Raw genomic sequence first — 24,422 nt, 5'->3', positions numbered from 1 at the left:
GCAAAATTGGCGCGACAAGGGCAGTCTCACTCAGGCAGCTGCTACCCGCTGTGCATCAACGCGGTCAAACCAGGCAACAATAGATTCAAGGTCAGCCGCGATCTGTTCCGCCGCGCCGCCCGCGAAGTCCTGAAACTTTTCTCTATTCAGACCATTCACGCCAACCAGAACCGGAATGTCCTTTGCCAGGGCTTCGGCAATCACAGGACGGAAGCCGCGCCCGTCAGCCTCATGCTTGCCAAACTTGTTGATGATTAGCAGTTGCGGGGCGTTTTCCAGCGAATTTGTAACCAATCCAACGGCTTGCTCCAACGCCGCCGGGTCCAGTCGGCAGCCGCGCGAGTGTTCGCCCAGCGACTGCGAGATACGGATTGTGTCTCCGTCCGGAAGCACGCGAACGTCCATGTCGCATTTGCTACTATCGGTGCATTCGGTGTTGGTTTGCACCACACCCGCCAGTTGAGCGCCGGCAGCCAAAAGAGCCTGGGCAACTTCGCTCAGCAACCGATCAGTCGCGCCGCGGTCCGTGGTTGTGACATAGGCCAAATACATTCAGCGACCCTCGTAGATTAAGCGTGATCATCCAATTAGCACGCCTAACCCTATCCGGCCACTCTTCGTGTTGCGGCACGGGTAACATAACTATTATGTGATGATGGCCGTGCAATACGCTGCTAGCACTTGGATGAGTTCGGGCAATCATTGAAGCAAATCAGCCGTGTTTTGGCAATGAGCCTGTGAAAAGCAGTTGCAGTGCGAGTGCTTGCCACTAGGCTCAGATCATGACCTGTCGCTTCCTGATTATGGTTCTTGTTCTGCTTGCGTCCTGCGGTCGCCCATTGACCGAGCAGGAACGCACCTTCGCGGATACCGTTCAGGGTGAAACGCTTAACCTTGACCGTGTGCGCCTGGTCGAGGGGGCTCCGGTCGCGCCGATCACTTTTTATCGCCAATCACGACCCCGCCTTGCCTGCCGCGAACGCATTCTGCCACCTACTGAAGAAGGTATAGTGACCGCAAAACCGGCCGCCGTTGCCCTTTTCAATCGGGTTTATTTCGCCCGCGACTGGTATCTTGAGGACTATATGTCCGAATTCCCCGAACAGATGAACCTGATTGCAGCGATGCTTCTTGCGCATGAGTTGACCCATGTCTGGCAATGGCAAAATCGGGAAACCACCGGCTATCACCCCCTGCGCGCCGCAGCCGAACATGGTGGCAACGCGGACCCGTACCTGTTCGATCTGAACACATCGCCAAACTTCTTGTCCTATGGGTTTGAACAGCAAGGTGCGATCGTCGAGGAATACGTCTGCTGCCGGGCTCTGGACCCAAAGGCACCCAGAACCCAGCGAATTCACGACATGTTAAGCGTGCATTTCGATCTGTCACCACTGCCAGAGCAGTCACGTGACCGCGACATCGTGATTCCGTGGAGCGGCGCCAAGATCGAAGGCATTTGCAGGTAACGACTACTGCCCCTGCAGCGTTTCGAGATACGCAACCAAATCCACAATTGGTTGGCTTGTCAGGATCGGCTGCCCCTCTGGCGTTTTCATCGAGGTATCCTGCCCGTCAAAGTAAGGCCCATAGACCGGCATCGGGCTACCATGGCTGACCAATGGGTCGCGCCCATCGATACGCGCCACCACGCGGGCGGTTGGGAATACGCCGTCCTCATTTGCCAGTTTCGTCAGATCCGGCGGTTGCACCAACAAAACACCAGCCATTGGGCCTTGTCCTGTTGCATCAATCCCGTGGCACGTTGCGCAATAATGCTGGTACAACTCGGCCCCTTCCCCTACGTCCTGCGCCGCGGCCTGTGAAACTGCCATCAGTGTTCCGATAGCAGCTACCCTAAGTAGCTGTCTGCTCATCGCATCCTCCTGTCACGATTGACATTTACAGGCTTGCCCGCCGGCGTTCTTGGCACAATGATCCAGATCAACGAAGCAGAGAACCACCAGCAACTAAGCTGGACGCCCTGATCCATTTTGCGTTCCAGATCACCCAGCACTTGGTGTCTCGCCCCTTTCGAGAAGCTCTGAGCCGAAGTCAATCTTACCAATAGCGTGTTCGCAACCTGTCCATCGATGATAGCCGTTTTTCTGCGGACAGCGCTTTGAGAGGTGCCATCACGGAATTGATCTGAGCACCCCGCCTTCCAATCGAAGTTTTCTGTCCATCCGAGCGGCGAGATCCATGTTATGCGTGGCAATCAGTGCTGAAAGCCCTTCGTCCCGCACCAGCGCCATCAGTGCATCAAACACCTGATCCGATGTCTCAGGATCAAGGTTTCCGGTTGGTTCATCGGCCAGCAGTATTTTAGGGCGGTTAGCCAGCGCCCGGCAGAATGCCACGCGTTGTTGTTCACCCCCTGACAAGGCCGCTGGACGGTGTTGCGCGCGCGGTGCAACACCAACGCGGTCCAACAAGGACATGGCCCTATCTTGGGCCGCCTTCTCGGACACACCGTTGGCCAGTTGTGGCAGAGTGATATTTTCCAAAGCTGTGAACTCGGGCAGCAAGTGGTGGAACTGATAAACAAACCCTACGTCCTGCCGTCGGATCGCCGTGCGGGTCCGATCCCCCTGGCCGTTGACAGTCTTGCCCGCGATTTCGACGGACCCGGCATCTGGCATGTCCAGCAAACCCGCGATGTGCAACAGGGTAGACTTACCCGCCCCGGATGGCGCCACCAGTGCAACAGCTTCGCCCGCGCGCAGTTCCAGATCGGCACCGCGCAGCACCTGAACTTCACCCGGCGAACCCTTTAGGTAGGTCTTGACCAGGCCGGCCAATCGCATTGTCACATCATTCATACCGCAGCGCCTCGACCGGATTGAGCCGCGCCGCGCGGCGAGCTGGAAAGTAGGTAACAAAAAAGGACAAGCCCAATGATAGACCAATCGCTTTGAGCACATCCGACAGATGTAGTTCGGCCGGCAAGGCATAGATACCGCGAATGGACGGGTCCCAAACGCCGCCACCCATGATGTAGTTCACGAATGAGAATATCGGATCAATATAGATCGCAAACAGGCATCCCAGCAGCACACCCAAAGCCGTGCCGATGATTCCCGTGAACGCACCGCAAATGAAGAAGACGCGCAGGACCGAACCTTCGCTCAGCCCAATGGTACGCAGGATGCCGATGTCGCGACCCTTGTTTTTCACCAGCATGATCAGCCCCGAGACGATATTCATCGCGGCGATCAGAACCAGGATAGACAGGATGATGAACATCACGTTGTCTTCAACCTCGAGCGCCCGCAGGAACCCGCCGGATGCGTCCTGCCATGTCCATATCTGGCTGCGCTCTCCGGCGGCTTCGAGGATGGGGATCAGGATCGGCGTCAACTCCTCGGGCCTTTCGACCATTACCTCGATCTCGTCAGCCACACCTTCTCGGTTGAAAAAGCTCTGCGCCTGTTCGAAGGGCATATAGACGCGCGTCCGATCGATATCATATCGACCGGCCGAGAACACATAGACGACCCGATACGCATTTACGCGCGGCGACGTGCCAAATGCCGTCTTCACGCCGTTGGGCGAAGTGAGCTTGATCGTGTCCCCAACCGTTGCCCCGATACCCCGTGCGACACCTGACCCGATGGCAATGACATCTTCGCCATTCTGAAACTCGGACAGATCACCCACGGCCTGTTCGCTTTCCGCAACACCGGGCAGGTCCAGCAGGTCATCCGGTTGAATGCCAAATACCTCGACCCCGTTGCTACGCTCGCGATTGGTAATCAGCACCTGCCCTTTCACCAAGGGCGCTGCACGCTCTACACCGGGAACCTGTGCGATGCGGTCAGCCACATCGTCATATTCCGCGATGGTGCGATCCAACTGGCCCTGAGCATCAAAATTGCCGGCTGAATAAACCGTGACATGCGCATTAGCCCCCAGAATGGTGCCCACAAACTCGGCCCGGAAGCCGGACCGCACAGCCAAGGTCGCAATCAGGGCAAATACGGCCAGCGTGATTCCAATGAGCGAAATCCAGGTCATCACGCTGACGCCACCCTCGGCCCGACGGGCACGCAGGTATCGCCAGGCGATCTTCCATTCAAAAGGGGCAAAGGGCGGGGGCGTCTTGGCCATATCTGCTCCGGGTGGTTATGTTTGGCGCGACACTTTCGGCATTTCCTTGGATGGTCAAGTTGATATCCACCCCCTGCGCCCGGATGGGCGTTTCCGCGACTTCTGCGCATAGTCTTCGATACGAATCATACGAAAAACCATCTCAAATGATCTGGTCAAAGGTGATATCAGAGCGCGACCTTATACCCTCGGTTGTGACGCGCTTCACAGACATGCCCGAATTGTTTCAGGTATGAAGTCAAAAAGGCCGTTGCGTGAGGGACTGAACTCAATATGCAACAATTTCCTCAGCAATTTTATTTCGCCTTTTGCCAATTTTTCGAAACTTTGTCACCCTGAATACAAGGGGGATACCATTTTAAGAGCGGGAGACGCTCATGTTAGTAAAGAGTAACACGGTTTTTTTGGACCCGACTTTGGTCCGAAAGGCATCTTCAGAACTTGATTGTGAAACGGCAGCGCTTTTGCGTGCAACAATTCGCCCTGTGTTCGACACTGCGGCAAGTTGGGCAAGCTTGGCTGACATCCTGAAGGAAAAAGGATACCGCCTTGCATTCCGCGACGGTCGCTTGTGCATCACGGACCGCGCAACCGGGGAAAGAGTATGCGGGATACGCTTTCTTGGGTTCGAACTGCGTGAATTGGTCAAACGCCTCGGGCGCCCAATCGTCGTGGCACGCGGGAACACTGCAGATGGCGATATTCTGACGAAACGGCCAAAACCGTAACAGAATTAGTAGCTACGCCAGAACTGCGCTTTGCGGCGCAGCGTCTTTGTCAGGCTGTAGAACGCAGCCCGCGCAATGACCGGGCGCGACAGCGATTTCAAAAAAATAGCACCTGAAACCCGTACTGGCAGATGGCCCTGCTTGTACCATCCAAGGCGTTCTGCGTCTGTATATCCAGACAGATCGCAGAACTGGCTATAGTTTTTCAGCCAGACTGCGGCCATTTCTGCACCTGCGGCATCTGTGTCCGCCGACACCCCTCCGATCCGAAACAGTGATATTGGTCGCTGCAACCGATGGCCGGAGTGGCCAGACAATATCATTCGTAAGACCATGTCATAATCCGCGGCAATGCGGAACCGCAGGTCATGACCACCCATTTCCTGAAAAACCGCCTTTTTCAGAACCATCGCGTTGTGGCCGAATGGCAGGCGTTGCAGGATTGATTTCGGCGTAAGCCGGCGGGCGTGGCGGCGATTGCCCTCATCATCAAAAAAGACCGTCTCGCCGTAAACAAAGTCCGGCTTGTCCGGCTCAAGGGCTTTTTGAACATCCAGCAGGCTGTCAGCGCCCGCAAGCAAGTCATCCGAATTGAGGAAAAGAATATACTCACCCGCGCACCGCTGAACCGCCTGGTTCATCGCATCATAAAGGCTTTTGTCTGCCTCGCAGAAATACTGCACGGGAATGGGGTTTTCAGTGTCCGCGATCTTTTGAATCGCTGCCTTCAAAAGGTCTTGCGTGCCGTCGTCGGATTGGCCGTCCCAAATCACGTGCTCGATGTCACGGAACTTTTGATCCTGAACACTGTCGAGGGCAGCGAGGATTTGTTCCCCGCGCCCTGCTTCGATCAGGTTTCGCGTTACCGTTATGACCGAGATCAGCGGCCGTTGATCCTGTTCAGGCAATTTGCTCATAGATTTCGGCAACTTTTGTAACGGCAGCCTCAGGGCTCAGCTCTTCGCTTTCGCCGGTCCGGCGGCAGGTCAGCTCGACCACGCCGTTTTTCAGGCCGCGCGGCCCAACGGTGATGCGCCAGGGCAGACCGATCAGGTCCATGGTGGCGAACTTGCCGCCTGCCCGCTCATTACGGTCGTCGTACAGCGGTTCAAGCCCCAGCGCGGTCAGAGCGCTATAGATCTTTTCACAGGCTGCGTCCGCCTCGTCATCACCCTGCTTTAGGTTGACGATACCGCAATGGAACGGCGTGACACCCTCAGGCCAGATGATGCCCTTGTCGTCATGGCTGGCTTCGATGATCGCGCCGATCAGGCGGCTAACACCGATGCCGTGGCTGCCCATGTGAACGGGAACCGGTTTGCCGTCCGGACCTTGCACGGTCGCGCCCAGAGGTTCGGAGTATTTGGTGCCGAAATAGAAAATCTGGCCAACTTCAATGCCACGCGCCACCCGGCGACGTTCCTCGGGAACTTGATGGAACAACGCCTCGTCATGGGTTTCGTCCGTACGCGCATATTTCGAGGTAAACTCCTCGAGGATCGCCTGACATTGCTCGCGGCTATCGTAATCGATGTCACGGTCACCAAATGTCAGATCGGTCACGGCGCTGTCATAGAACACCTCAGATTCACCAGTATCGGCCAACACCAGGAATTCATGCGTATCATCACCGCCAATGGGGCCAGAGTCCGCACGCATCGGGATCGCTTGCAGGCCCATACGTTCGTAGGTGCGCAGGTAGCTAACCAGATGACGGTTATACGCGTGCAGCGCATCCTCTTTGGTCAGGTCAAAATTGTACCCGTCCTTCATATAGAACTCGCGCCCACGCATCACGCCGAAACGCGGGCGAATCTCGTCGCGAAATTTCCATTGGATTTGATACAGCGTCAGCGGCAGGTCTTTATAGCTGCTGACGTGGCCACGGAAGATATCGGTCACCAATTCTTCGGCGGTCGGGGTATATAGCATGTCGCGGCCGTGGCGGTCTTGCATCCGCAGCATTTCCTGACCGTAATCATCATAGCGACCGGATTCACGCCACAGGTCTGCCGATTGCAGGATCGGCATCTGGATCGCGATATGCCCTGCCCGCGCCTGTTCCTCGTGCACGATGTTTTCCAGTTTACGCAGGACTTTGAAACCCAGCGGCAGCCACGAATAAATCCCTGCAGCAGCCTGCTTGATCATCCCGGCGCGCAGCATCAGCCGGTGGCTGACGATCTGGGCCTCGGACGGGGTTTCCTTGAGAACGGGCAGAAAGTAACGGCTGAGGCGCATTTTGAACCTTTAAAGGTGAATTTGGACTTCAAAGCTGCTTATTGCAAAGCCCCACCGGGGGCAATCGGCATTGGTGATTTTGCGGCCCTCAGGTCATGTGGCTTTTTGAATTGACCCGTCAGTCAGCTTCTTCAATTGTGACAGAAATGTAAATTTCCGAGGCACCGATGCAGACCATTCAAGAACCCGCCCGTCAAATCCCCGTTGTCCATCAGACCGACGTCCTGGTCGTTGGGTCCGGGCCCGCCGGGCTGGCCGCTGCGTTGGCCGCAGCGCGTGCTGGGGCCGAGGTGTCCCTGGTCGACCGGTTCGGCTGCATGGGGGGCAACATCACCGCCGTGGGTGTCGAAGGGTTCGCCTGGTATCGCCACGAACAGACGGTCGAAGCAGGCGGCATCGGCATGGAGTTCGAGACCCGCGCGAAAGACATGGGCGCGGCGGTTCCGGAAAGCCAGTCACTCAGCTATGAGCTGGACAGCGAAGGGTTCAAACTGGTCGCCGACAAGCTCGTCGAAGAAGCTGGTGTGCATCCGATGCTGCACCGCCAATTCGTCGCGCCCATTATGGACGGTGACCGCATCACCGGTATCATCACCGAATCCAAAGCCGGGCGCGAGGCGATCCTGGCCAAGGTGGTGATCGACGCGACCGGAGACGCCGACGTGGCCCACCGCGCGGGTGCGCCGACCTACAAAACCGCGCGCGAAGAGATGATGGCCGCTTCGGTCATGTTCCATCTGGCTGGTGTCGACAAACGGGCCTTTATGGAAGGCGTCAAGGCCGATCCACAGACGTACAAGGATTGGGGCGGTGGTGGAGAGTGGAATATCGAAACCAGCGGAAAAGAGGACGACATGTTCTCGCCCTTTGTGCACAAGCCGTTTCAGCAAGCTATCGAACAGGGGCTGATCCCGCCGCATCTGAACACCATCGCAGGCACTTGGGGCGCGATGCACGACACGGGCGAGCTGACCTATATGAACCTCATCCACCTCGCAGAAATTGACGGAACCGACCCCGATAGCCTGACGCGCGGAGAGATCGAGGGCCGCCGGCAGGCCATGCTCGCCATCGACGCGCTGCGCCGCTTCATGCCGGGTTGTGAAAACGCCCGGCTGCGAAACTTTGGCATGACAATCGGTATCCGGGACACACGCAAGATCGACGCGGTCTACAACATGACCGAGGACGACGCCCGCCATCAGGGCCGGTTCGAGGATACGATCGGCATCTACCCCGAATTCATAGATGGTTACGGCATCCTGATACTGCCAACCACGGGGCGCTACATGCAAGTGCCCTATCGTTCGATGTTGCCGAAAGGGATAAAGGGGCTGTTGGTGGCAGGCCGTTCGCACGGGGCTGACAAGGTGGCCCATGCCGCTACGCGGAACATGGCGTGCTGTGCGGTTATGGGTCAGGGTGCGGGAATAGCGGCTGCTTTGTCGCTGAAAAGCAATCAAGAGCTTCACGAATTGAACCTTGCGCCAGTTCATAACGAGCTTAACCGCCAAGGTGTCAGGATTCACTGATGGGCCGCATTCCGACGATTGACATCACCCCGCTGCGCGACAACGGACATCCGGGCTATGACCTGACCGTCAGACAGGTGATGGATGCCTGCGCGGATATCGGGTTTCTGTCGATCTCGGGCACCGAGATTTCCCCCGATACAGTCCAACGCATGCGCACCTGCGTGCAGGCCATCTTTGACATCGACGAAGATGCGAAATGGGAACAGTCGATCACCCGCGAAAACTATCGCGGTTTCATCCCCTTGGGATTTTTTACTCCAAATGATGGGTCTGGCTCGGCGGACAAATACGAAGGGTACAAGCTGCATTACGAAGTGGCCAATGATGCAGCGATCCGCAGTGAATGCGCCCTATATGGCCCGAATGTCTGGCCTCCACAAGTGCCTGTGTCGCGGTCCGTCATCCTCGGCTATTGGTCGCAACTGGACCGTGTAGCCGATACCCTTTTGGGTGCGCTTGAGACCGGTCTGGGGCTACCCGCCCGCCAGTTGCGCGACGCTTTCCGCGACCCGATGACAAATATGACGCTGCTGCACTATCCGCCCCAGGCTCCCAATGAAGACGGCTACGGCATCCATCCCCACAAGGACACCGACGCCCTGACCATCATCGCCCCCGACCCTGTCGGCGGGCTGGAAGCGCAAACTCATGACGGAGACTGGATCGCTCCCGACTGTCCGCCGGGCGGGTTTGTCGTCAATATAGGCGACATGCTGGAATTGTGGTCAGGCGGGCGGCTCAAATCCACGCCGCATCGCGTGGTGAATCGTTCTGGCCGAGAACGCTATTCCTTCCCCTATTTTGCAGTGCCCCGCCACGACGTAGTCGTGGCACCGCTGGTCACGCCCCTGCCGGGGTTTGACCGTCCCCCGGTGCATTGCGGCCATTGGTCAGCTGAAACATGGCGCACAAACTGGCCTGATGAAAAAGCGACGGATACAACGCCTGAGCTGGGGACACTCCACGATTGATGATAAGTATTGCAAGGGGCATGAACAACTTGCATCACAAGGCCGCATACGCCAAGAACGCCAGCAAGAGCCGATAACAAGGGGACAACCATGGCGTTGCCGGTGAAAGATCAACTCAGGTACTGGGGGGTTGCAACCGCAGTTTTTGCCCTATTGCTCTGGGCACTCGGCGACGTTCTGCTGCCATTCGTCATTGGCGGCGCCATCGCATATTTCCTTGACCCGATTGCCGACCGGATCGAGGCGTTGGGCCTGTCACGAATGGCGGCGACCGGAATCATCACCATTGTTGGGGTTCTGGGCTTTTTGCTGATCGTTTTGATGGTCGTACCCGCGCTGATCACACAGCTTGTTGATCTGGTCGACGTACTTCCAAGCCTGTTCCAAGAGCTACGCGGGTTTATCGAACGGCAGTTCCCATCAATTCTGGACACCAACTCAAGCTCGCATCAAGCGCTCGTCTCTCTGGGCGAGACCCTGCAATCAAAATCCGGGGACCTTCTGCAATCAGTCGTGGCCTCTCTTGGTTCGGCCATCAACGTCTTGTTCCTGTTGGTCATTGTTCCGGTTGTCACGGTCTACATGCTGCTGGACTGGGATCGCATGACCGCCCGTATCGGAGAGCTGCTGCCCCGTGACCACGCCCCCACGATCAAGCGGTTGGCAGGTGAAATTGATGACGTTCTGGCCTCGTTCGTGCGCGGCATGGGGACTGTTTGCCTGATACTTGGCACCTACTACGCTGTGGCGCTGATGGTCGTTGGCCTGCAATTTGGCCTGATTGTCGGTTTTATCGCAGGTCTTGTGACGTTCATCCCCTATCTGGGCGCGTTGATCGGCGGTACGCTGGCGATCGGGCTCGCCCTGTTTCAGTTCTGGGGCGATTGGCTTCAGATCGGGTTGGTCGCGGGCATCTTTGCACTTGGCCAAGTGACCGAGGGCAATTTCCTCACTCCTAAACTGGTTGGCAGTTCGGTTGGCCTGCATCCGGTCTGGCTGCTTCTTGCCCTGTCGGTCTTCGGCGCATTGTTCGGTTTTGTCGGCATGCTGGTCGCCGTGCCTGTTGCGGCCGCCCTGGGGGTTGTGGCCCGGTTCCTGACCTCAGTCTACCTGGACAGCCGGCTGTATACCGGCGTTGAAGGGCAGCAACAGGAAGACGAGTAAATGGCCCAACAACTGAGTTTTGATCTGCCGGCGAAGACTGCGCTTGGCCGTGAGGATTTCTTTGTCTCCCCCGCCAACGCGCTGGCTGTTGCAATGATCTCGGCCACGTCATGGCCCGGCAATAAGCTGGTACTCAGCGGCCCTGCCGGGGCAGGTAAAACACATCTGGCCCATGTCTGGGCCGCTGAAACCGGAGGGCGGATCATCCAGGCCCGAGACGTGCGCCATCAGGACGTTCCCGAACTGGCCCGCACACCTGTTGCCGTTGAAGACGTGCCGATGGTCGCTGACGATATCGAACAGCAGAAAACCCTGTTTCATCTGCACAATCTGGTTCTGGCCGAAGGGCGCGCATTGTTGATGACGGGGCGGCTGGTGCCAAAACTTTGGCAATTGCCGCTGCCCGATCTTCAAAGCCGGATCGAAGGCGCGCATCACGTGGCGCTTGATCCGCCGGACGATGCGCTTTTGGGTGCGGTGCTGGCAAAGCTTTTCATCGACCGACAACTGAACCCGGGTCCTGACGTGATTGCTTATCTTGTCAAACACATGGACCGGCGTTTCGAAACCGCGGCCGAGGTGGTGGCGCGGCTGGATCACCTTGCCCTGTCGGAAAAGAGAGAAATTACGCGCGCGCTTGCAGGGCGGGTCCTGAACGCGGAAATGACATATGTCACATCCGGGAATTGACCCAAACGCGGCGATTTCGCATTGTGACATCGGAATACCTGGAAGAAGCATGGATCAGATCGCAGCAACCGACATCCCGGACTGGGGACCTTTCGGAAAACCGTTGTTCGATAATCCTGAGGTCCGCGCCCTGTCGCGGGTCGGTGTGGTCGATGTGGGGTCAAACTCGGTCCGCATGGTGATCTTCGACGGTGCGGCACGATCTCCGGCCTATTTCTTCAATGAAAAAGTGATGTGTGAACTGGGGGCCGGCTTGTCGGAAACCGGGCATCTGAACCCTCGCGGGCGCGTCCGTGCGATGGCAGCTCTGCGTCGGTTCCGGCGGTTGGCGGATGATCTGGGACTACCCGGCTTGCATGTTGTCGCAACCGCAGCCGTACGCGAAGCCAGCGACGGCGCGGAATTCTGTGAAGAAGTCAAATCTGAAATCGGGCTAAGCGTTCAGGTACTGCACGGCGCTGAAGAGGCACGGCTGTCGGCGCAGGGCGTTTTGCTTGGCTGGCCGGGTGCTTATGGGCTGATCTGCGACATTGGCGGCTCGTCCATGGAATTGGCCGAGATCGGTGCAGGTAAGGTCGGTCACTGTCTGACATCCGCCCTCGGCCCGCTGAAGCTGCGTGACATCAAGGGCGGACGGCGTGCGCGCAAGGCACATATCAAAGAAGCTATGGAAGAGCTGCGGGATCAACTGGGCCCCCAAAGGGATCGTCTGTTCCTTGTGGGCGGCAGTTGGCGGGCATTTGCCCGTCTGGACATGCTGCGGCGAGGCTATCCCCTGAACGTTCTGCATGAATACCGCATGACCACCAAACAGGTGCACGAAACCATTAAGTTCATCGAAAAAGGAGACCCGGCCGAGTTGCGCAGCCTGGCTGGTGTCTCGGGGTCTCGTATGGCCTTGATACCTTATGCAATGGATGTGCTCGCGCGGTTGATCCGTACGTTCAAACCCAAGGATATCGCGATTTCAAGCTATGGTATACGCGAGGGGTTGCTGTACGAGCAAATGCCGCAAAACCTGCGTGACCGCGACCCATTGATTGAGGCCAGCCGGTTTTCCGAGGCCAAGGACGCGCGACTGCCCGGTTTCGGCAAGCACCTTTACGATTTCGTCATGCCCTTGTTCAAATCAGCGCCCGAAACGCGCGTGCGTCTGATCAAGGCGGCTTGTTTGCTGCATGATGTAAGCTGGCGCGCGCATCCCGACTATCGGGCCGAGGTCTGTTTCGATTATGTCACCCGCGCCAATCTGGGCGGGCTAAAACACTCTGAGCGGATATTTATCGGGCTGGCCCTGCAACATAGGTACCGCAACAAACGCGAGGGCAACCGCTTTGCCCCGTTGTACAAACTGCTGGGCGAGCAGGATCAGAAACAGGCCGAGATTCTGGGCAAGGCCATGCGTTTCGGTGCAATGTTGTGGATGCAAAGCGACGCGACGATGGGCACCCTGCGGTATTTCCCCAAAAAGCGCCAGCTTGAACTGAGGCTGCCCAAAGCAGGATCCCCGTTGTTCACCGAGGTGGCGGAGTCGCGACTGAACTCATTGGCTTCGGCGCTGAAATCCGAAACCCGCGTGATCGTCCGGGGATAAGGGCTAAATCTCTGTCGCTCCGTCAGCTTCTTCCTGGCTCTCCTCGGGCACTTCGGGTTCGTCTTGCGTGGGTTTCTTGCGAATGATGATATCGCCATTTGGCAGCATCTCGGGCGCTTCGTAGGCGCTCCAATCTTCGATATCATCCGCCAGTTCGGCAAGCGCTGGTCCCATCTCCTGAAAGAAGGACTGCATAGCCGGTCCGAACTTGCCAACGAGACCCTGTAAATCTTCCAGTGCAGGCTCCATTTCCTTACGCAACCCTTCAAAAAACAGCTCGGCCCCCTGCTCCATCAGAGACTTGCCGGTGTCCTCTTCGGCGTGGGAGGGCAGCGCGAGCGCAACTGAAAGTGCACAGATCGGAATAAGACGTCTCATAGGCACAAGTATAGGGGCTGCTGTCCGTTGATAAAAGGCTACAGCTCAATATCCAGTGAGACAGGAAAATGGTCAGATGCGGTCAGCAGAGCCTGATGCAAGTCGGTCACGTCCCGGCATTTTTGATCTCGGAACGGGTGCCAAACGCGCCAGACCGGTCGCCGCGCTCGTAGGTTTTCGCTGACCATGATGTAGTCCAGCAAAGCCTCAAGGTGCTGCCCATTTTCAAGTTCAAACCGGGCTGTTGATGGTATTGGGTCAACCTGTTCGGCGTGGGGATCGAACAACCCGGTCTGCAACAGAATCTCGACCGAGGATCGACCAAAAAGATTTTCGAACTCGTCCAGCCCCGGTCCGTCATTCAGGTCACCCAACAGGATGACGTGCTCTTCCGCCGCGAGATGCGATGTGATCCGTCGCGACAACCACACGGCCTGCGCAAGTTGCTTGCGGCGGTTCGCGATCGAGATTCGGATTGCCTCATCCCGCGTCTCGGCCCCGTGCGGCGCTTTGGATTTCAGGTGCGCGCCAATAAGCCTAAGCGAGACCCCTGATCGTGTTCTCACCGCCAACTCCATCGGGGGTTTGGAGAAAAAAACCTTGTCCTCGGTCGCGTCGATATCAAGATCAATTCGAAACACACCATCAAACCGGGGGGCCATGTCGTCACCCGCAATCGGGTCATGCCGGACGGTCATCGCGTCGGGATCGTATAGCAGCGCCAGTTCCTGATGGGTCTCGTTGGCAAATCCCATCGCCGCATGCGAGGTGCGCAGATCGAAAGCTTCGGCAAAGTTCTGCAATGCGCGAATGGTATCCTGTGTTCTGCCTGTGTTTGGGGCCTCGACGATCACAACTGCATCTGCGTCGACTGCTGTCAGAACCTTGGCTATCGCCTCAACTTGCTGTGCCTTCGTGATATTGTGTCGACCAGACCAACTGTTATCGACGATCAGGTTGTCGTTGCGGTCGAACAGGTTGGCGAACCATTCAATATTGTAGGTCGCGAACCGCATCCCTGTCAGGCCTGCGCGCCGTTAATTTCGTCCCACGCGCGATTAATGTCGATCATCTTCTTTTCGGCAAGTCGAATGGCTTCTTCAGGCACCCCGCGCGCCATCATCGCATCAGGATGGGTTTCACGCACCAACTGCCGCCAGACCTTGCGGATATCTGGCAGCGGCATGTCGCGCGGCACACCCAGAACTGTGTACGGATCACTCGGCGCGTCAGGAACAAATCTTGTTCGCAGGGCCAAGAACTGAGCCTCAGACTGGCCGAAAATCCGGCTGACTTGCTCCAGAAACTCATCCTCGTTCGGATGATAGAACCCATCTGCCATCGCGATGTGAAAAAGCCCTTCCATCAGATCGCAAAGCGTGGTCGCATCATCTTCGAACATACGGGCGATTTTTCGGGCGTAATCCTGATAGCCTGCGACATCGGTTCGGGCCATATCAAAGACGCGGGCCGCGTTGGATTCGTCCTTTCGCGCAATCTGGAAGACTTCCCGGAACGCAGTAACCTCATCCCGTGTCACCTGCCCGTCAGCCTTGGCCATTTTTGCACCCAACGCAATCACGGCAATTGCAAACGCGACCGAGCGTTCGGGCGGAGCGCGCAGTTTCTCAAATACAGCCGTCAGGCTTTCACCTTGGGACAGCGCGCTCAGCGCGTCGGATATACGAGTCCAGATCGACATGAATGCACCCTATCGCTCTTGTTCACCACTGTCAGGTGCGACCGATCACCCTGAGGCGAGAATTTTCTGCATCAACAAAAGATCCAAACGTTTTCCCCACTTAACGCCAACCTCGGGCATATGGCCAACTTGCCTATAGCCAAGCGCGGCGTGAAACGCGACCGCACCCGCATTGGCCGATGAAATTCCGGCGACCAGAACGTGTATGCCCTGTTGCCGCGCGGCATCCTCAAGCGCGGACAACAAGGCGCGCCCGGTCCCCTGCCCACGCGCCTCTGCAGTCAGTTGAATGCTATGCTCGCAGCATTCCGCATATCCCGGCCCGTCTCGAAATGCGCCATAGGTCGCGAACCCCAGAACCTGTGCGTTTTCTTCAGCCACCAGAAAGGCGGGACCGCGTGATTGGATATCCTTGGCTACGGCATCAACCTCACGCTCGTCAGTGGTGAATGTCACCAGCGTTTCGCGAATGATCGTGTTGGTGATTTCCGCGATTGCAGCTGCATCCCCGATCCGGGCTTGACGGATGTTCATTCCAGGACACGCGGACCATGAGGTGTTTCAAATTCGGCGCGCAATGCGGCTGGACCGGTGTCGAACACCACAGTTTCCATTTCTCCCAGCAAGCGCGCCAGATCCAGAGCGTCGGGGTGCAAAACCACCAGTCGCTTTAGGCGGCAGCCGCTGTCTTCAAGCATCTTGGCCGGGTGAAGATCACCATGCCATCGGATCAGTGCCGGAAACAAGTTATCGAAAGGCAGCCGCCCATTGGGGGGCACCGCCATTTGCCACCTCAGCGCGCCTCGGGCCAGCTCGACTGGCTGTCCCGCCTCATCAGGCAAGTTGGACAAGGCCGCATCAATATCCGAGACCCGACAAATCCAGTTTGTCAGACGGGGCGAACCAGAAAACCGGTCAAGGTCGAACCACCTTGTACGCTGTGGCTGGGGCGCATTGGGGTCGATTGCAATCGCCTCCAGGTACAACCCATCGCGCAACCCCAGCAGCCGGTTATGCGTGCCAAAAGCTTCGTGCTTGCCGCCACCTTGAAGCGGCACCCCCAAGGCGTGTTCGACATGAGCGGCTGCCTGTTCCAGTGTCTCACCCGCAACGGCCAAATGATCCAGCAACACTTGCGACCTCCATCAAAAACGACCAGACCCGAATGGATCTGGTCGCATGTACCCACCACTTGCAGAGGATCACAAGATTTTTCAGAGAAAAACCCGGCTGATCTTAAGCTTTGGCTTCTCTGATGAGCCTCAGAATATCTTGTGCTGCATTGGGGATGTTCGTACCTGGGCCAAAGATCGCCTTTACGCCGTGATCATAGAGGAACTGGTAGTCCTGCTGTGGGATCACACCGCCGCAGATGACAATGATATCCTCGGCACCGGCTTTCTTCAGTTCTTCAACCAGTTGCGGCGCCAGCGTCTTGTGGCCGGCGGCCTGAGAGGAAATGCCGACAACATGCACGTCATTGTCCACAGCATCCTGCGCAGCCTCGGCAGGGGTCTGGAACAGCGGACCAACGTCCACGTCGAACCCGATATCCGCAAAGGCTGTGGCGATCACTTTGGCACCGCGGTCGTGACCGTCCTGCCCCATTTTGACAACCAGCAATCGGGGGCGGCGGCCTTCGGCCTCGGCGAAGTCTTCGATGGATTTCTGAATCGCAGCAAAGCCTTCATCGCCCTCATAGGCAGCGCCGTAAACGCCAGCCAGTGTTTTTACTTCGGCGCGATGACGGCCAAATTCTTTCTCCATTGCCATGCTGATCTCTCCTACGGATGCACGGGCGCGGGCGGCCTCAACGGCGGCGGCCAGCAAATTTCCACCCTCGCGGGCGGTAGTGGTCAGATTGTCCAACGCCTGTTGGCACGCGGCGTCATCGCGGGTGGCACGAATGCGTTCCAGTCGCGCGACCTGGGCTTCACGCACGGCGACATTATCGACATCCAGAATATCGATCGGGTCTTCCTGTTCTTTGCGGTACTTGTTGACGCCTACGATGACCTCTTCGCCCCTGTCGATCATGGCCTGACGACGTGCGGCGCTTTCTTCGATCCGCAGCTTTGGCATGCCCGAGGCAACGGCCTTGGTCATGCCGCCCATCTCTTCGACCTCTTCCATCAGAGCCCAGGCTTTTTCGACCAGCTCGTTGGTCAGGCTCTCGATATAGTATGACCCCGCCAACGGATCGACCACATCGGTCACACCGGTTTCTTCTTGCAGCACCAGCTGCGTGTTTCGCGCGATGCGGGCCGAGAAATCAGTGGGTAGTGCGATCGCCTCATCCAGCGCATTGGTGTGTAGCGACTGGGTGCCGCCCAGAACCGCGCTCATCGCCTCGTAGGCCGTGCGGATCACGTTGTTATAGGGGTCTTGTTCCTGCAACGACACACCGGACGTCTGGCAGTGCGTGCGCAACATCTTTGACCGCTCGGATTTCGCACCAAAATCTGTCATCACCCGGTGCCACAGCGTGCGGGCGGCACGCAGCTTGGCGATCTCCATGAAAAAATTCATGCCGATGGCAAAGAAGAACGACAAGCGGCCCGCAAACTTGTCAACGTCCATGCCCGACTGTGTCGCGGCGCGAACATATTCACGTCCATCCGCCAGCGTATAAGCCAGTTCCTGCACGAGGTTGGCCCCAGCCTCTTGCATGTGATAGCCGGAAATTGAGATCGAGTTGAACTTCGGCATCTCGTTCGACGTGTACTCGATGATATCCGAGATGATCCGCATCGACGGCTCGGGCGGATAGATGTAGGTATTACGCACCATGAACTCTTTCAGAATGTCGTTCTGAATGGTTCCGGACAGGACGGATTTGTCGTGGCCCTGCTCCTCTCCTGCAACGATGAAACTTGCGAGAATGGGGATCACCGCACCGTTCATCGTCATCGAGACCGAGACCTTGTCCAGCGGAATGCCGTCAAACAGGATTTTCATATCCTCGACACTGTCGATGGCCACACCGGCTTTACCTACGTCACCAACCACGCGCGGATGATCGCTGTCGTATCCTCGGTGCGTCGCCAGATCGAAAGCGACAGAAACGCCCTGTTGGCCCGCCGCCAGATTGCGGCGATAGAATGCGTTGGATTCCTCGGCGGTCGAGAAGCCTGCGTACTGCCGGATTGTCCATGGACGTCCGGCATACATCGTCGCTTTGACGCCACGCGTAAACGGACCAAACCCCGGCAAAGACCCCATATGCGGCAGGTTGGCGGTATCTTCTTGCGTGTAGAGCGGCTTGACGTCGATGCCTTCCAAGGTTTCCTTGGTCAGATCTTCCAACGAACGCCCGCGCAGCTCTTTCTCGGCTAGCGCCTGCCAGTCTTTGGTATCGGTCATGGCGATTTCCTTTTCGTTATTCGGGTCGCGCCGGTACGTCGTTCGCGCGATGTGATATCCGACAGGGCCAGTTCTGGGCCGGTCGAACGCAAGTTTTTGAACGACGGGTGCATTTCGTCGGTCGCATTCACAAACACAGGGGCTATATTCAACCCAACAGGAGGACTTATGACACGAACGCTTGCCCTTGTTTTCTTGGTACTATTCCCGCTGGCCGCAGTGGCTGCCGACGGGTCTGCACCGGCAGAAGATGAATTCGTCCGGCCCGTTGGCGACAGCGAACTCAGCGAATTTCTGTGGGTCAGTCGGCCCATCATCGTCTTCGCCGACACGCCCGCCGACCCGCGGTTCCAGCAACAGATCGACATGCTGGTCGAAGGCGAAGCAGCTATGCGTGATCGCGATGTGGTCGTGCTAACAGATACAGACCCGGCCGCGCGCTCTCCGATTAGATCGGAACTGCGGCCGCGCGGGTTCCAGATGGTGTTCGTCGACAAGGACGGTGTGGTCAAACTGCGCAAACCCGCACCATGGAGCGTGCGCGAAATTGGCCGATCCATCGACAAAACGCCCCTGCGCGAACGCGAGATCCGCGAACGACGCGAAGGCGGGTGAATGGCTTCACCAAACCCGGCGCGACGCGCCGGGACCATCCGAAGATTTAGCGAACACAAGGTCATGGTCATTCGAACTCGATGATCACGTCGTCCACGGCAAGGCTGTCGCCGGGACCAGCGTTGATCTTGGCAACGACACCCTTCTTTTCGGCCCGCAAGATGTTTTCCATCTTCATCGCCTCGACCGTGCACAACGCCTGACCTTCCTGCACCTCTTGCCCCACTTCGACATCGATCTTTACGATCAGGCCGGGCATCGGGCAGAGAAGCATCTTGGATGTATCAGGCGGAAGTTTCTCGGGCATCCGTTTGGCCAGTTCCGCCTGACGCGGACGGCGCACATGCACCTTTAGGTCAGCGCCGCGGTTCCGTACACGGAACCCCCCTGAAATCTTACCGACCTTCATCACAAGCGGGCCACTGTCCACGTCGATAACAGCGAGCTGATCGCCGGGTGTCCAGTCCGATGAGACACGCAGAGTCTCACCATCTTCGAATTTGACCGTCGCGCCTTGTTTGTCAGCTTTGACCTTAACGTCAAACTCCCTTCCCTGAAGCGCGACGTTCCAACGCTTGCCCACCTTGCGCTCATGATTGTCCATACGTCCCGATACACGCGTGCGCCGGATTTCGGCCACCCGGTACATCGCCGCGCAAGAGGCCGCGATGCTGCGCAGATCAGCTTCGGATAGCTCGACACCTTCGAAACCGTCCGGGTATTCCTCGGCAATGAAAGCGGTCGTCATATCGCCGCTGATGAATTTCGGGTGGTCCATTACAGCAGACAGGAACGGCAGGTTGTGCCCGATGCCTTCGACCTCAAAACTATCCAGAGCGACGCGCATTGCCTCAATCGCGGCCTCACGCGTCGGGGCCCAGGTGCAAAGCTTGGCGATCATCGGGTCATAATACATGCTGATCTCGCCGCCCTCATAGACGCCCGTATCGTTTCGAACCGCAGCCTCTCCCTTGGGCGCATCCCCTTGCCATTTTCCGTTAACCAGCATCGGACCAGCGGCGGTTTCCTGCGGGGGGCGATACCGGGTCAGACGACCAATCGAAGGCAGGAAGTTGCGATACGGATCCTCGGCATACAAGCGGTTTTCAATGGCCCAGCCAGTCAGGGTTACATCATCTTGCGTGATCGTGAGCTTTTCACCTGCCGCCACGCGGATCATCTGTTCAACCAGATCGACACCGGTGATCAGTTCGGTGACAGGGTGTTCGACCTGAAGGCGCGTGTTCATTTCCAGGAAGTAGAAGTTCTTTTCACCATCCACGATGAACTCAACAGTGCCCGCACTGGCGTAGTTCACGGCTTTGGCCAGCGCGACGGCCTGTTCTCCCATTGCCTTGCGGGTTTCTGGGTCAAGGAATGGCGACGGCGCTTCTTCGACCACTTTCTGGTTCCGACGCTGGATCGAACATTCACGCTCACCCAGATAGATCCCGTTGCCGTGAGTGTCGCACAACACCTGGATTTCAATGTGTCGTGGCTGGGTCACGAATTTCTCGATGAAAATCCGGTCGTCCCCGAACGAGTTCGCAGCTTCGTTCTTGGATGACTGGAAGCCTTCGCGCGCTTCTTCATCATTCCAGGCGATCCGCATACCCTTGCCGCCGCCTCCGGCGCTGGCCTTGATCATGACCGGATAGCCGATTTCGTTTGATATCTTCACCGCCTCTTCGGCGTCTTCGATTAGCCCCATATAGCCCGGGACTGTCGATACACCCGCATCCTGAGCGATTTTCTTCGAAGTGATCTTGTCACCCATCGCCTCAATCGCACCTTTCGGAGGACCGACAAACGCAACCCCTTCCGCCTCAAGTGCTTCGGCAAATTTTGCATTTTCCGACAGGAAGCCATAGCCGGGGTGTACCGCCTGAGCCCCACTTTGCCGAATTGCATCCATCACCTTGTCGATGACAATGTAGGACTGGTTCGCAGGCGGCGGGCCTATATGTATGGCCTCATCCGCCATCGAAACGTGCAGCGCATTCTTGTCGGCATCTGAGTAAATGGCGACCGTGCCGATACCCATCTTGCGTGCGGTTTTTATAACGCGGCAGGCGATCTCACCCCGGTTGGCGATCAGGATCTTGTTAAACATGGAGCGTCCTTTGTCTTGGTGTTCTGGAATCGCAAAACGCCGCCACAGGGATTTAGCCCCATGACGGCGTTTTGCGCGATGACGGTCAGGGCGGCAGGCGCCCCGAAGATTGTATTAGTAACAGTTCCGCTGCGTTTTGCAGAATAGCACGTTGCCGGCGGCACCCACCGCGGCACCGACGAACGGATCGGCGTTGAGGACCGCCGCGCCCAGCGCGCCTGCGCCACCGCCCAGCAACGCCTGTTCGCCGGTCGAGTCACCACAGGCCGCGAGGCCCGTACAGGTTGCAACAACCAGGAAGAGTTTTGAGAATCGCATACGCTCTGCCTCTTTTCAGTTTTTGATTCACTGAAACGCAGATGCAGCAACCGCGGGTTGATATTCAATAACAAGCGCGGTTTTTTCAGATTTTGCGCAGATTTGCGCCGCAGGTCACGCCCAAAGAAAAACGCAGGCAGGGTTTTGTGGGGTTCACAAGCCTGCCCGCGTAAGGAAGGGGTACGGAATAGTAGGTGCTTGTGCGGCGCAGGCAAAGTAGAGCCGCACAGCACGATCAAGATGCACGCGACGTGACATTCAGCAAAGACTGAAGTGTTACCCTTTGGGATTCCGGCTGGAATCTGCCCATGCAGCAAAACGCCGCGCAAATTCGTGCCGAGGGAAATAGATGTCGACGCACATGCCTCAAGGCGCGTCACCGTCACAATTCTGTTACAAACGGCGACAATCACAGCACGCTGCAAAATTGCGTTAACGCTATCAGTCTTTACCAATTCGCCAGGAATTTTCGGTGGGAACAGGGTTTTAGCAGGGGCTTTCACCACAGCGTGATTTTTAACCAAGAAATTCGCACATTTCCTTGAATTATAATCAGTTTTTCGTCTCAGTCTCGTGATTTCCTTGAATAACCGCTGCGTGAAAATGTGCGCGTGCATACTTGCACACAAGGAAACACCCAAATGAAAAGACGAAATACGAAGGCAATCCTGCTCACTGCAACAATACTGAGTGCAACGAGCACGCTTGCCTTTGCCGAAGACGCACAAACCCAAGCCGAGCTTGAAGCCCTGCGCGCCCGAGTAGAAGCCCTCGAAGCCAATAGCGCCGGTTCCGGAACCGGGGATCTTCGTGTCGGTAGCACATCCCTGGATGTCTACGGCTACGTCAAAGCCGACTTCTTTTATGACTTCGACTTTGATCAAGGCGACTTTGCCAATACTAGCAGAATCGGTGAACCCGGCTTCGCGACCAACGGAAAATTTGGTGCCACAGTTCGCCAATCGCGGATCGGGTTGCGCACCCTCACGCCCAGCGACATCGGTGACATCGGTGGACAGTTGGAGGTAGACCTGTTTGGCTCGAACGGAACAGCGGAATTCCGGGTGCGCCATGCCAATATCACGATCGGCGACCACTGGTTGATCGGTCAGACATGGACGAACTTCATGTCGCTGAACTCTTATCCCCGCACGGTTGAATTCAACGGACCTGTCGGCGTTCTGTTTGCCCGGAATCCGCAGGTGCGCTACACCGGCAAACTTGGCGCTCACACCACGTTCACCGCGTCTGTCGAAGAAAACCAAGGCAGCTCGAGGTCGGATGATCCTGTCGTGACGGCCGCTGTTGAGTTCAAAAACGATAAGTACAGCGCTCGCGCGGCTGCCCTGTACAGCAAAGCGAAGTCCGTCGATGGCAATACCGAGGTCGATCAAACCGGCTTCACTGTCGGCGTCTCGGCCAAACTCTGGGAAGGCGGGCTTTTCACGGCCAACTACATCGACGGCGAGGCGATTGGCCCATATCTGATCGGTGGCGGTGATGCGATCGTGGGCGGCCGGGCCAACGACGCGGACGGCTACTCGCTTGAGCTCCGCCAGGACATAGGGGAAAAACTGAACATCGGTATCGCCTATGGTAGCGAAGACTATGACCTTGCGAGCTCGACCGGTACGCTGGCTTTCACCGAACTCGAAACCATCCACGTCAACGCGTTCTACAAAGCCACGGATAACCTGACACTGAGCGCCGAGTACTTCTATGGCGAACGGAACGACGCGCCTACGGGCCGGGATTTCGACGGCGACCGTATTCAGCTTGCTGCACAGCTGAACTTCTAAGCACACCGCCCTGCCCTGCCCGACACCGGGCAGGGTTTTTTCCGAAGATGTCCTCGGATGGGTATGCACGACTACAGCCCGCACGGTTCAACGCACCTCGTTGAAGATATCAGGAAATGACAGACGCGCCGCGTCCACATCTACTATCAGCAATGCGTCATAGCTGGCCGGATCAAACGGATCTTCGGCGGCAATGACTTCGCGTTCGAATAGCCAACTCAAGCGACCCGCATCCAAGTTGCCGCGTTCGAAAGGCTGGTCGCCAAAGTGCTGCCACAGCGCTTCGATGAATGCCGCGTCGGCGCGACGGTCTGCAGGTTTGCGATCTCTGAAGCGTTCGCGCCGTGTGATCGGCGTTACACCTTTTGGGTTGGCGCGGCGAATGGTGAACTGAAAATCGGTTCCTGGCAGCCGTCCGGGGAATCCACGGTGTTTCAGCATATCGCTACCTTTTTGTTCGTCGTATCAAAGGAAACAAGCCTGTTCCCCAGCGCAGACAGAGTCATTGCGCGCACCTCCAAAGCCGTATTGGTGTTCAGAAACGTCCGGGTTTTTCGAAAACGTTTCATGGTCAGAAACCCTCCCAGATACATTGGGATTGCTCCAGCCGATAGGCTTCGAAGAACTGAGTTGCATCGGGCGCCGACCGCCCGAATTCGATAGGCCGGTCAGACAGCGAAATGACAATCCGAGACGGCTCGAGATCGTATTTGGCGACATAGGCGACCGCGAGCGTCTGGCACAAATGTGCCATATCGACCGAGGCCACATCATATCCGATCCGCCCCACCGTCGACCCGATCTTGGGCGCGATGAAGCGAAACCTGACCCATAGCTCACCAGGGTTGTTGTCCAGCAGCACATCGGCCAGATGTACCGGCTGACCTGACGGCACCGGCAGCAGGTTTTCGGATTTGGCGAAGGCAGGGCTGACGCACGAAAGACAAATCAGAACAAGAGCGCGACCCCAGACCTGCTTTACGCAGGCTCCTCTCTCCGGGGTCGCGCGCGCTTGGCGTAAGGCCCGCGCTTTTCTATGTCTGATAGGGCTATTCATTTATCAGCTTTATTCTCTATGTCAAACGCTCCGGTTGTCCTGCT

Annotated in this window: 25 protein-coding genes; 9 read left to right on the top strand and 16 right to left on the bottom strand. The window is 57.3% G+C overall.

The window, feature by feature from the left end; all coding sequences use genetic code 11:
• Positions 1 to 30 precede the first annotated feature (30 nt).
• A complete protein-coding gene (locus tag ACXAET_RS00540; RefSeq protein WP_475179483.1) occupies positions 31 to 552 on the bottom strand; it encodes a DUF2478 domain-containing protein in 522 nt (173 codons plus the stop codon).
• A gap of 230 nt (positions 553 to 782) precedes the next feature.
• On the opposite strand from ACXAET_RS00540, the gene ACXAET_RS00535 reads away from it, so the two are divergent.
• Complete coding sequence (locus tag ACXAET_RS00535; RefSeq protein WP_475179481.1) at positions 783 to 1,469, top strand: hypothetical protein; 687 nt, start codon at positions 783 to 785, stop codon at positions 1,467 to 1,469.
• Between the two features lie 3 nt (positions 1,470 to 1,472).
• On the opposite strand, the gene ACXAET_RS00530 is transcribed toward ACXAET_RS00535, so the two are convergent.
• The 3 genes from ACXAET_RS00530 to ACXAET_RS00520 form a co-directional block, all read right to left on the bottom strand.
• The gene (locus tag ACXAET_RS00530; RefSeq protein WP_475179479.1) at positions 1,473 to 1,877 is read right to left on the bottom strand and encodes a c-type cytochrome; all 405 of its coding nucleotides are present in this window, start codon (positions 1,875 to 1,877) and stop codon (positions 1,473 to 1,475) included.
• A 258-nt stretch (positions 1,878 to 2,135) separates the two neighbouring features.
• Positions 2,136 to 2,822, bottom strand: a complete 687-nt coding sequence (locus tag ACXAET_RS00525; protein WP_475179477.1) for an ABC transporter ATP-binding protein — start codon at positions 2,820 to 2,822, stop codon at positions 2,136 to 2,138.
• Positions 2,815 to 4,110 (bottom strand): lipoprotein-releasing ABC transporter permease subunit, encoded by a 1,296-nt coding sequence (locus tag ACXAET_RS00520; protein WP_068335781.1) that lies wholly within the window; start codon positions 4,108 to 4,110, stop codon positions 2,815 to 2,817. Before ACXAET_RS00520 ends, ACXAET_RS00525 begins: the two co-directional genes overlap by 8 nt.
• Before the next feature lie 377 nt (positions 4,111 to 4,487).
• Here ACXAET_RS00520 and ACXAET_RS00515 point away from each other — a divergent pair, with 377 nt between their 5' ends.
• Positions 4,488 to 4,838 carry a hypothetical protein gene (locus ACXAET_RS00515; RefSeq protein ID WP_475179475.1) on the top strand — a complete coding sequence of 117 codons (351 nt, stop codon included), beginning with the start codon at positions 4,488 to 4,490 and terminating at the stop codon, positions 4,836 to 4,838.
• Positions 4,839 to 4,843: 5 nt separating this feature from the next.
• Here ACXAET_RS00515 and ACXAET_RS00510 read toward each other — a convergent pair whose 3' ends face one another.
• Together ACXAET_RS00510 and proS are read right to left on the bottom strand one after the other, a co-directional pair.
• Positions 4,844 to 5,755 (bottom strand): glycosyltransferase family 2 protein, encoded by a 912-nt coding sequence (locus tag ACXAET_RS00510; RefSeq protein WP_475179473.1) that lies wholly within the window; start codon positions 5,753 to 5,755, stop codon positions 4,844 to 4,846.
• Positions 5,739 to 7,079 (bottom strand): proline--tRNA ligase, encoded by a 1,341-nt coding sequence (gene proS / locus ACXAET_RS00505; protein WP_475179470.1) that lies wholly within the window; start codon positions 7,077 to 7,079, stop codon positions 5,739 to 5,741. Before proS ends, ACXAET_RS00510 begins: the two co-directional genes overlap by 17 nt.
• Before the next feature lie 167 nt (positions 7,080 to 7,246).
• Here proS and ACXAET_RS00500 point away from each other — a divergent pair, with 167 nt between their 5' ends.
• The 5 genes from ACXAET_RS00500 (at position 7,247) to ACXAET_RS00480 (ending at position 13,033) form a co-directional block, all read left to right on the top strand.
• Positions 7,247 to 8,611, top strand: a complete 1,365-nt coding sequence (locus tag ACXAET_RS00500) for an FAD-dependent oxidoreductase (protein ID WP_475179468.1) — start codon at positions 7,247 to 7,249, stop codon at positions 8,609 to 8,611.
• On the top strand, positions 8,611 to 9,585 hold the full coding sequence (locus ACXAET_RS00495) for an isopenicillin N synthase family dioxygenase (RefSeq protein WP_475179467.1): 975 nt from the start codon (positions 8,611 to 8,613) through the stop codon (positions 9,583 to 9,585). Before ACXAET_RS00500 ends, ACXAET_RS00495 begins: the two co-directional genes overlap by 1 nt.
• A 90-nt stretch (positions 9,586 to 9,675) precedes the next feature.
• On the top strand, positions 9,676 to 10,749 hold the full coding sequence (locus tag ACXAET_RS00490) for an AI-2E family transporter (protein ID WP_475179464.1): 1,074 nt from the start codon (positions 9,676 to 9,678) through the stop codon (positions 10,747 to 10,749).
• Positions 10,750 to 11,439, top strand: coding sequence for a P-loop NTPase family protein (locus ACXAET_RS00485; protein ID WP_475179462.1), 690 nt, complete (start codon positions 10,750 to 10,752; stop codon positions 11,437 to 11,439).
• A 49-nt stretch (positions 11,440 to 11,488) separates the two neighbouring features.
• Positions 11,489 to 13,033, top strand: coding sequence for a Ppx/GppA family phosphatase (locus ACXAET_RS00480; RefSeq protein WP_475179460.1), 1,545 nt, complete (start codon positions 11,489 to 11,491; stop codon positions 13,031 to 13,033).
• Between the two features lie 3 nt (positions 13,034 to 13,036).
• Here the strand turns inward: ACXAET_RS00480 and ACXAET_RS00475 are convergent, their stop codons facing one another.
• From ACXAET_RS00475 to scpA, 6 genes are all read right to left on the bottom strand, one after another.
• A complete protein-coding gene (locus tag ACXAET_RS00475) occupies positions 13,037 to 13,411 on the bottom strand; it encodes a hypothetical protein (protein WP_475179457.1) in 375 nt (124 codons plus the stop codon).
• Positions 13,412 to 13,449: 38 nt separating this feature from the next.
• Positions 13,450 to 14,427, bottom strand: coding sequence for an endonuclease/exonuclease/phosphatase family protein (locus ACXAET_RS00470; protein ID WP_475179455.1), 978 nt, complete (start codon positions 14,425 to 14,427; stop codon positions 13,450 to 13,452).
• 5 nt (positions 14,428 to 14,432) lie between these two features.
• Complete coding sequence (locus tag ACXAET_RS00465; RefSeq protein WP_475179453.1) at positions 14,433 to 15,113, bottom strand: TerB family tellurite resistance protein; 681 nt, start codon at positions 15,111 to 15,113, stop codon at positions 14,433 to 14,435.
• Between the two features lie 45 nt (positions 15,114 to 15,158).
• Positions 15,159 to 15,647: an N-acetyltransferase family protein gene (locus tag ACXAET_RS00460; RefSeq protein WP_475179451.1), complete on the bottom strand. Its 489-nt coding sequence runs from the start codon at positions 15,645 to 15,647 to the stop codon at positions 15,159 to 15,161.
• A complete protein-coding gene (locus ACXAET_RS00455; RefSeq protein WP_475179450.1) occupies positions 15,644 to 16,246 on the bottom strand; it encodes a VOC family protein in 603 nt (200 codons plus the stop codon). The genes ACXAET_RS00460 and ACXAET_RS00455 overlap by 4 nt, the downstream gene beginning before the upstream one ends.
• A gap of 103 nt (positions 16,247 to 16,349) precedes the next feature.
• Entirely contained in the window at positions 16,350 to 18,476 is a 2,127-nt protein-coding gene (gene scpA, locus ACXAET_RS00450; protein ID WP_475179447.1) for a methylmalonyl-CoA mutase, read from the bottom strand.
• 168 nt (positions 18,477 to 18,644) lie between these two features.
• On the opposite strand from scpA, the gene ACXAET_RS00445 reads away from it, so the two are divergent.
• A complete protein-coding gene (locus ACXAET_RS00445) occupies positions 18,645 to 19,091 on the top strand; it encodes a DUF4174 domain-containing protein (protein WP_475179445.1) in 447 nt (148 codons plus the stop codon).
• A gap of 67 nt (positions 19,092 to 19,158) precedes the next feature.
• Here the strand turns inward: ACXAET_RS00445 and ACXAET_RS00440 are convergent, their stop codons facing one another.
• Together ACXAET_RS00440 and ACXAET_RS00435 are read right to left on the bottom strand one after the other, a co-directional pair.
• Positions 19,159 to 21,204: an acetyl-CoA carboxylase biotin carboxylase subunit gene (locus ACXAET_RS00440; protein ID WP_475179443.1), complete on the bottom strand. Its 2,046-nt coding sequence runs from the start codon at positions 21,202 to 21,204 to the stop codon at positions 19,159 to 19,161.
• A gap of 114 nt (positions 21,205 to 21,318) precedes the next feature.
• Positions 21,319 to 21,522, bottom strand: coding sequence for a hypothetical protein (locus ACXAET_RS00435; protein WP_475179441.1), 204 nt, complete (start codon positions 21,520 to 21,522; stop codon positions 21,319 to 21,321).
• 641 nt (positions 21,523 to 22,163) lie between these two features.
• On the opposite strand from ACXAET_RS00435, the gene ACXAET_RS00430 reads away from it, so the two are divergent.
• Positions 22,164 to 23,321, top strand: coding sequence for a DcaP family trimeric outer membrane transporter (locus ACXAET_RS00430; RefSeq protein WP_475179437.1), 1,158 nt, complete (start codon positions 22,164 to 22,166; stop codon positions 23,319 to 23,321).
• 87 nt (positions 23,322 to 23,408) lie between these two features.
• Here ACXAET_RS00430 and ACXAET_RS00425 read toward each other — a convergent pair whose 3' ends face one another.
• Together ACXAET_RS00425 and ACXAET_RS00420 are read right to left on the bottom strand one after the other, a co-directional pair.
• On the bottom strand, positions 23,409 to 23,762 hold the full coding sequence (locus ACXAET_RS00425) for a hypothetical protein (RefSeq protein WP_475179433.1): 354 nt from the start codon (positions 23,760 to 23,762) through the stop codon (positions 23,409 to 23,411).
• A 130-nt stretch (positions 23,763 to 23,892) separates the two neighbouring features.
• Positions 23,893 to 24,378 carry a DUF6497 family protein gene (locus ACXAET_RS00420; RefSeq protein WP_475179429.1) on the bottom strand — a complete coding sequence of 162 codons (486 nt, stop codon included), beginning with the start codon at positions 24,376 to 24,378 and terminating at the stop codon, positions 23,893 to 23,895.
• Positions 24,379 to 24,422: the final 44 nt, after the last annotated feature.

The sequence above is a fragment of the Ruegeria sp. AWH4_226 genome (assembly GCF_056159225.1).
This window is presented reverse-complemented; position numbering and strand designations above follow the sequence as displayed.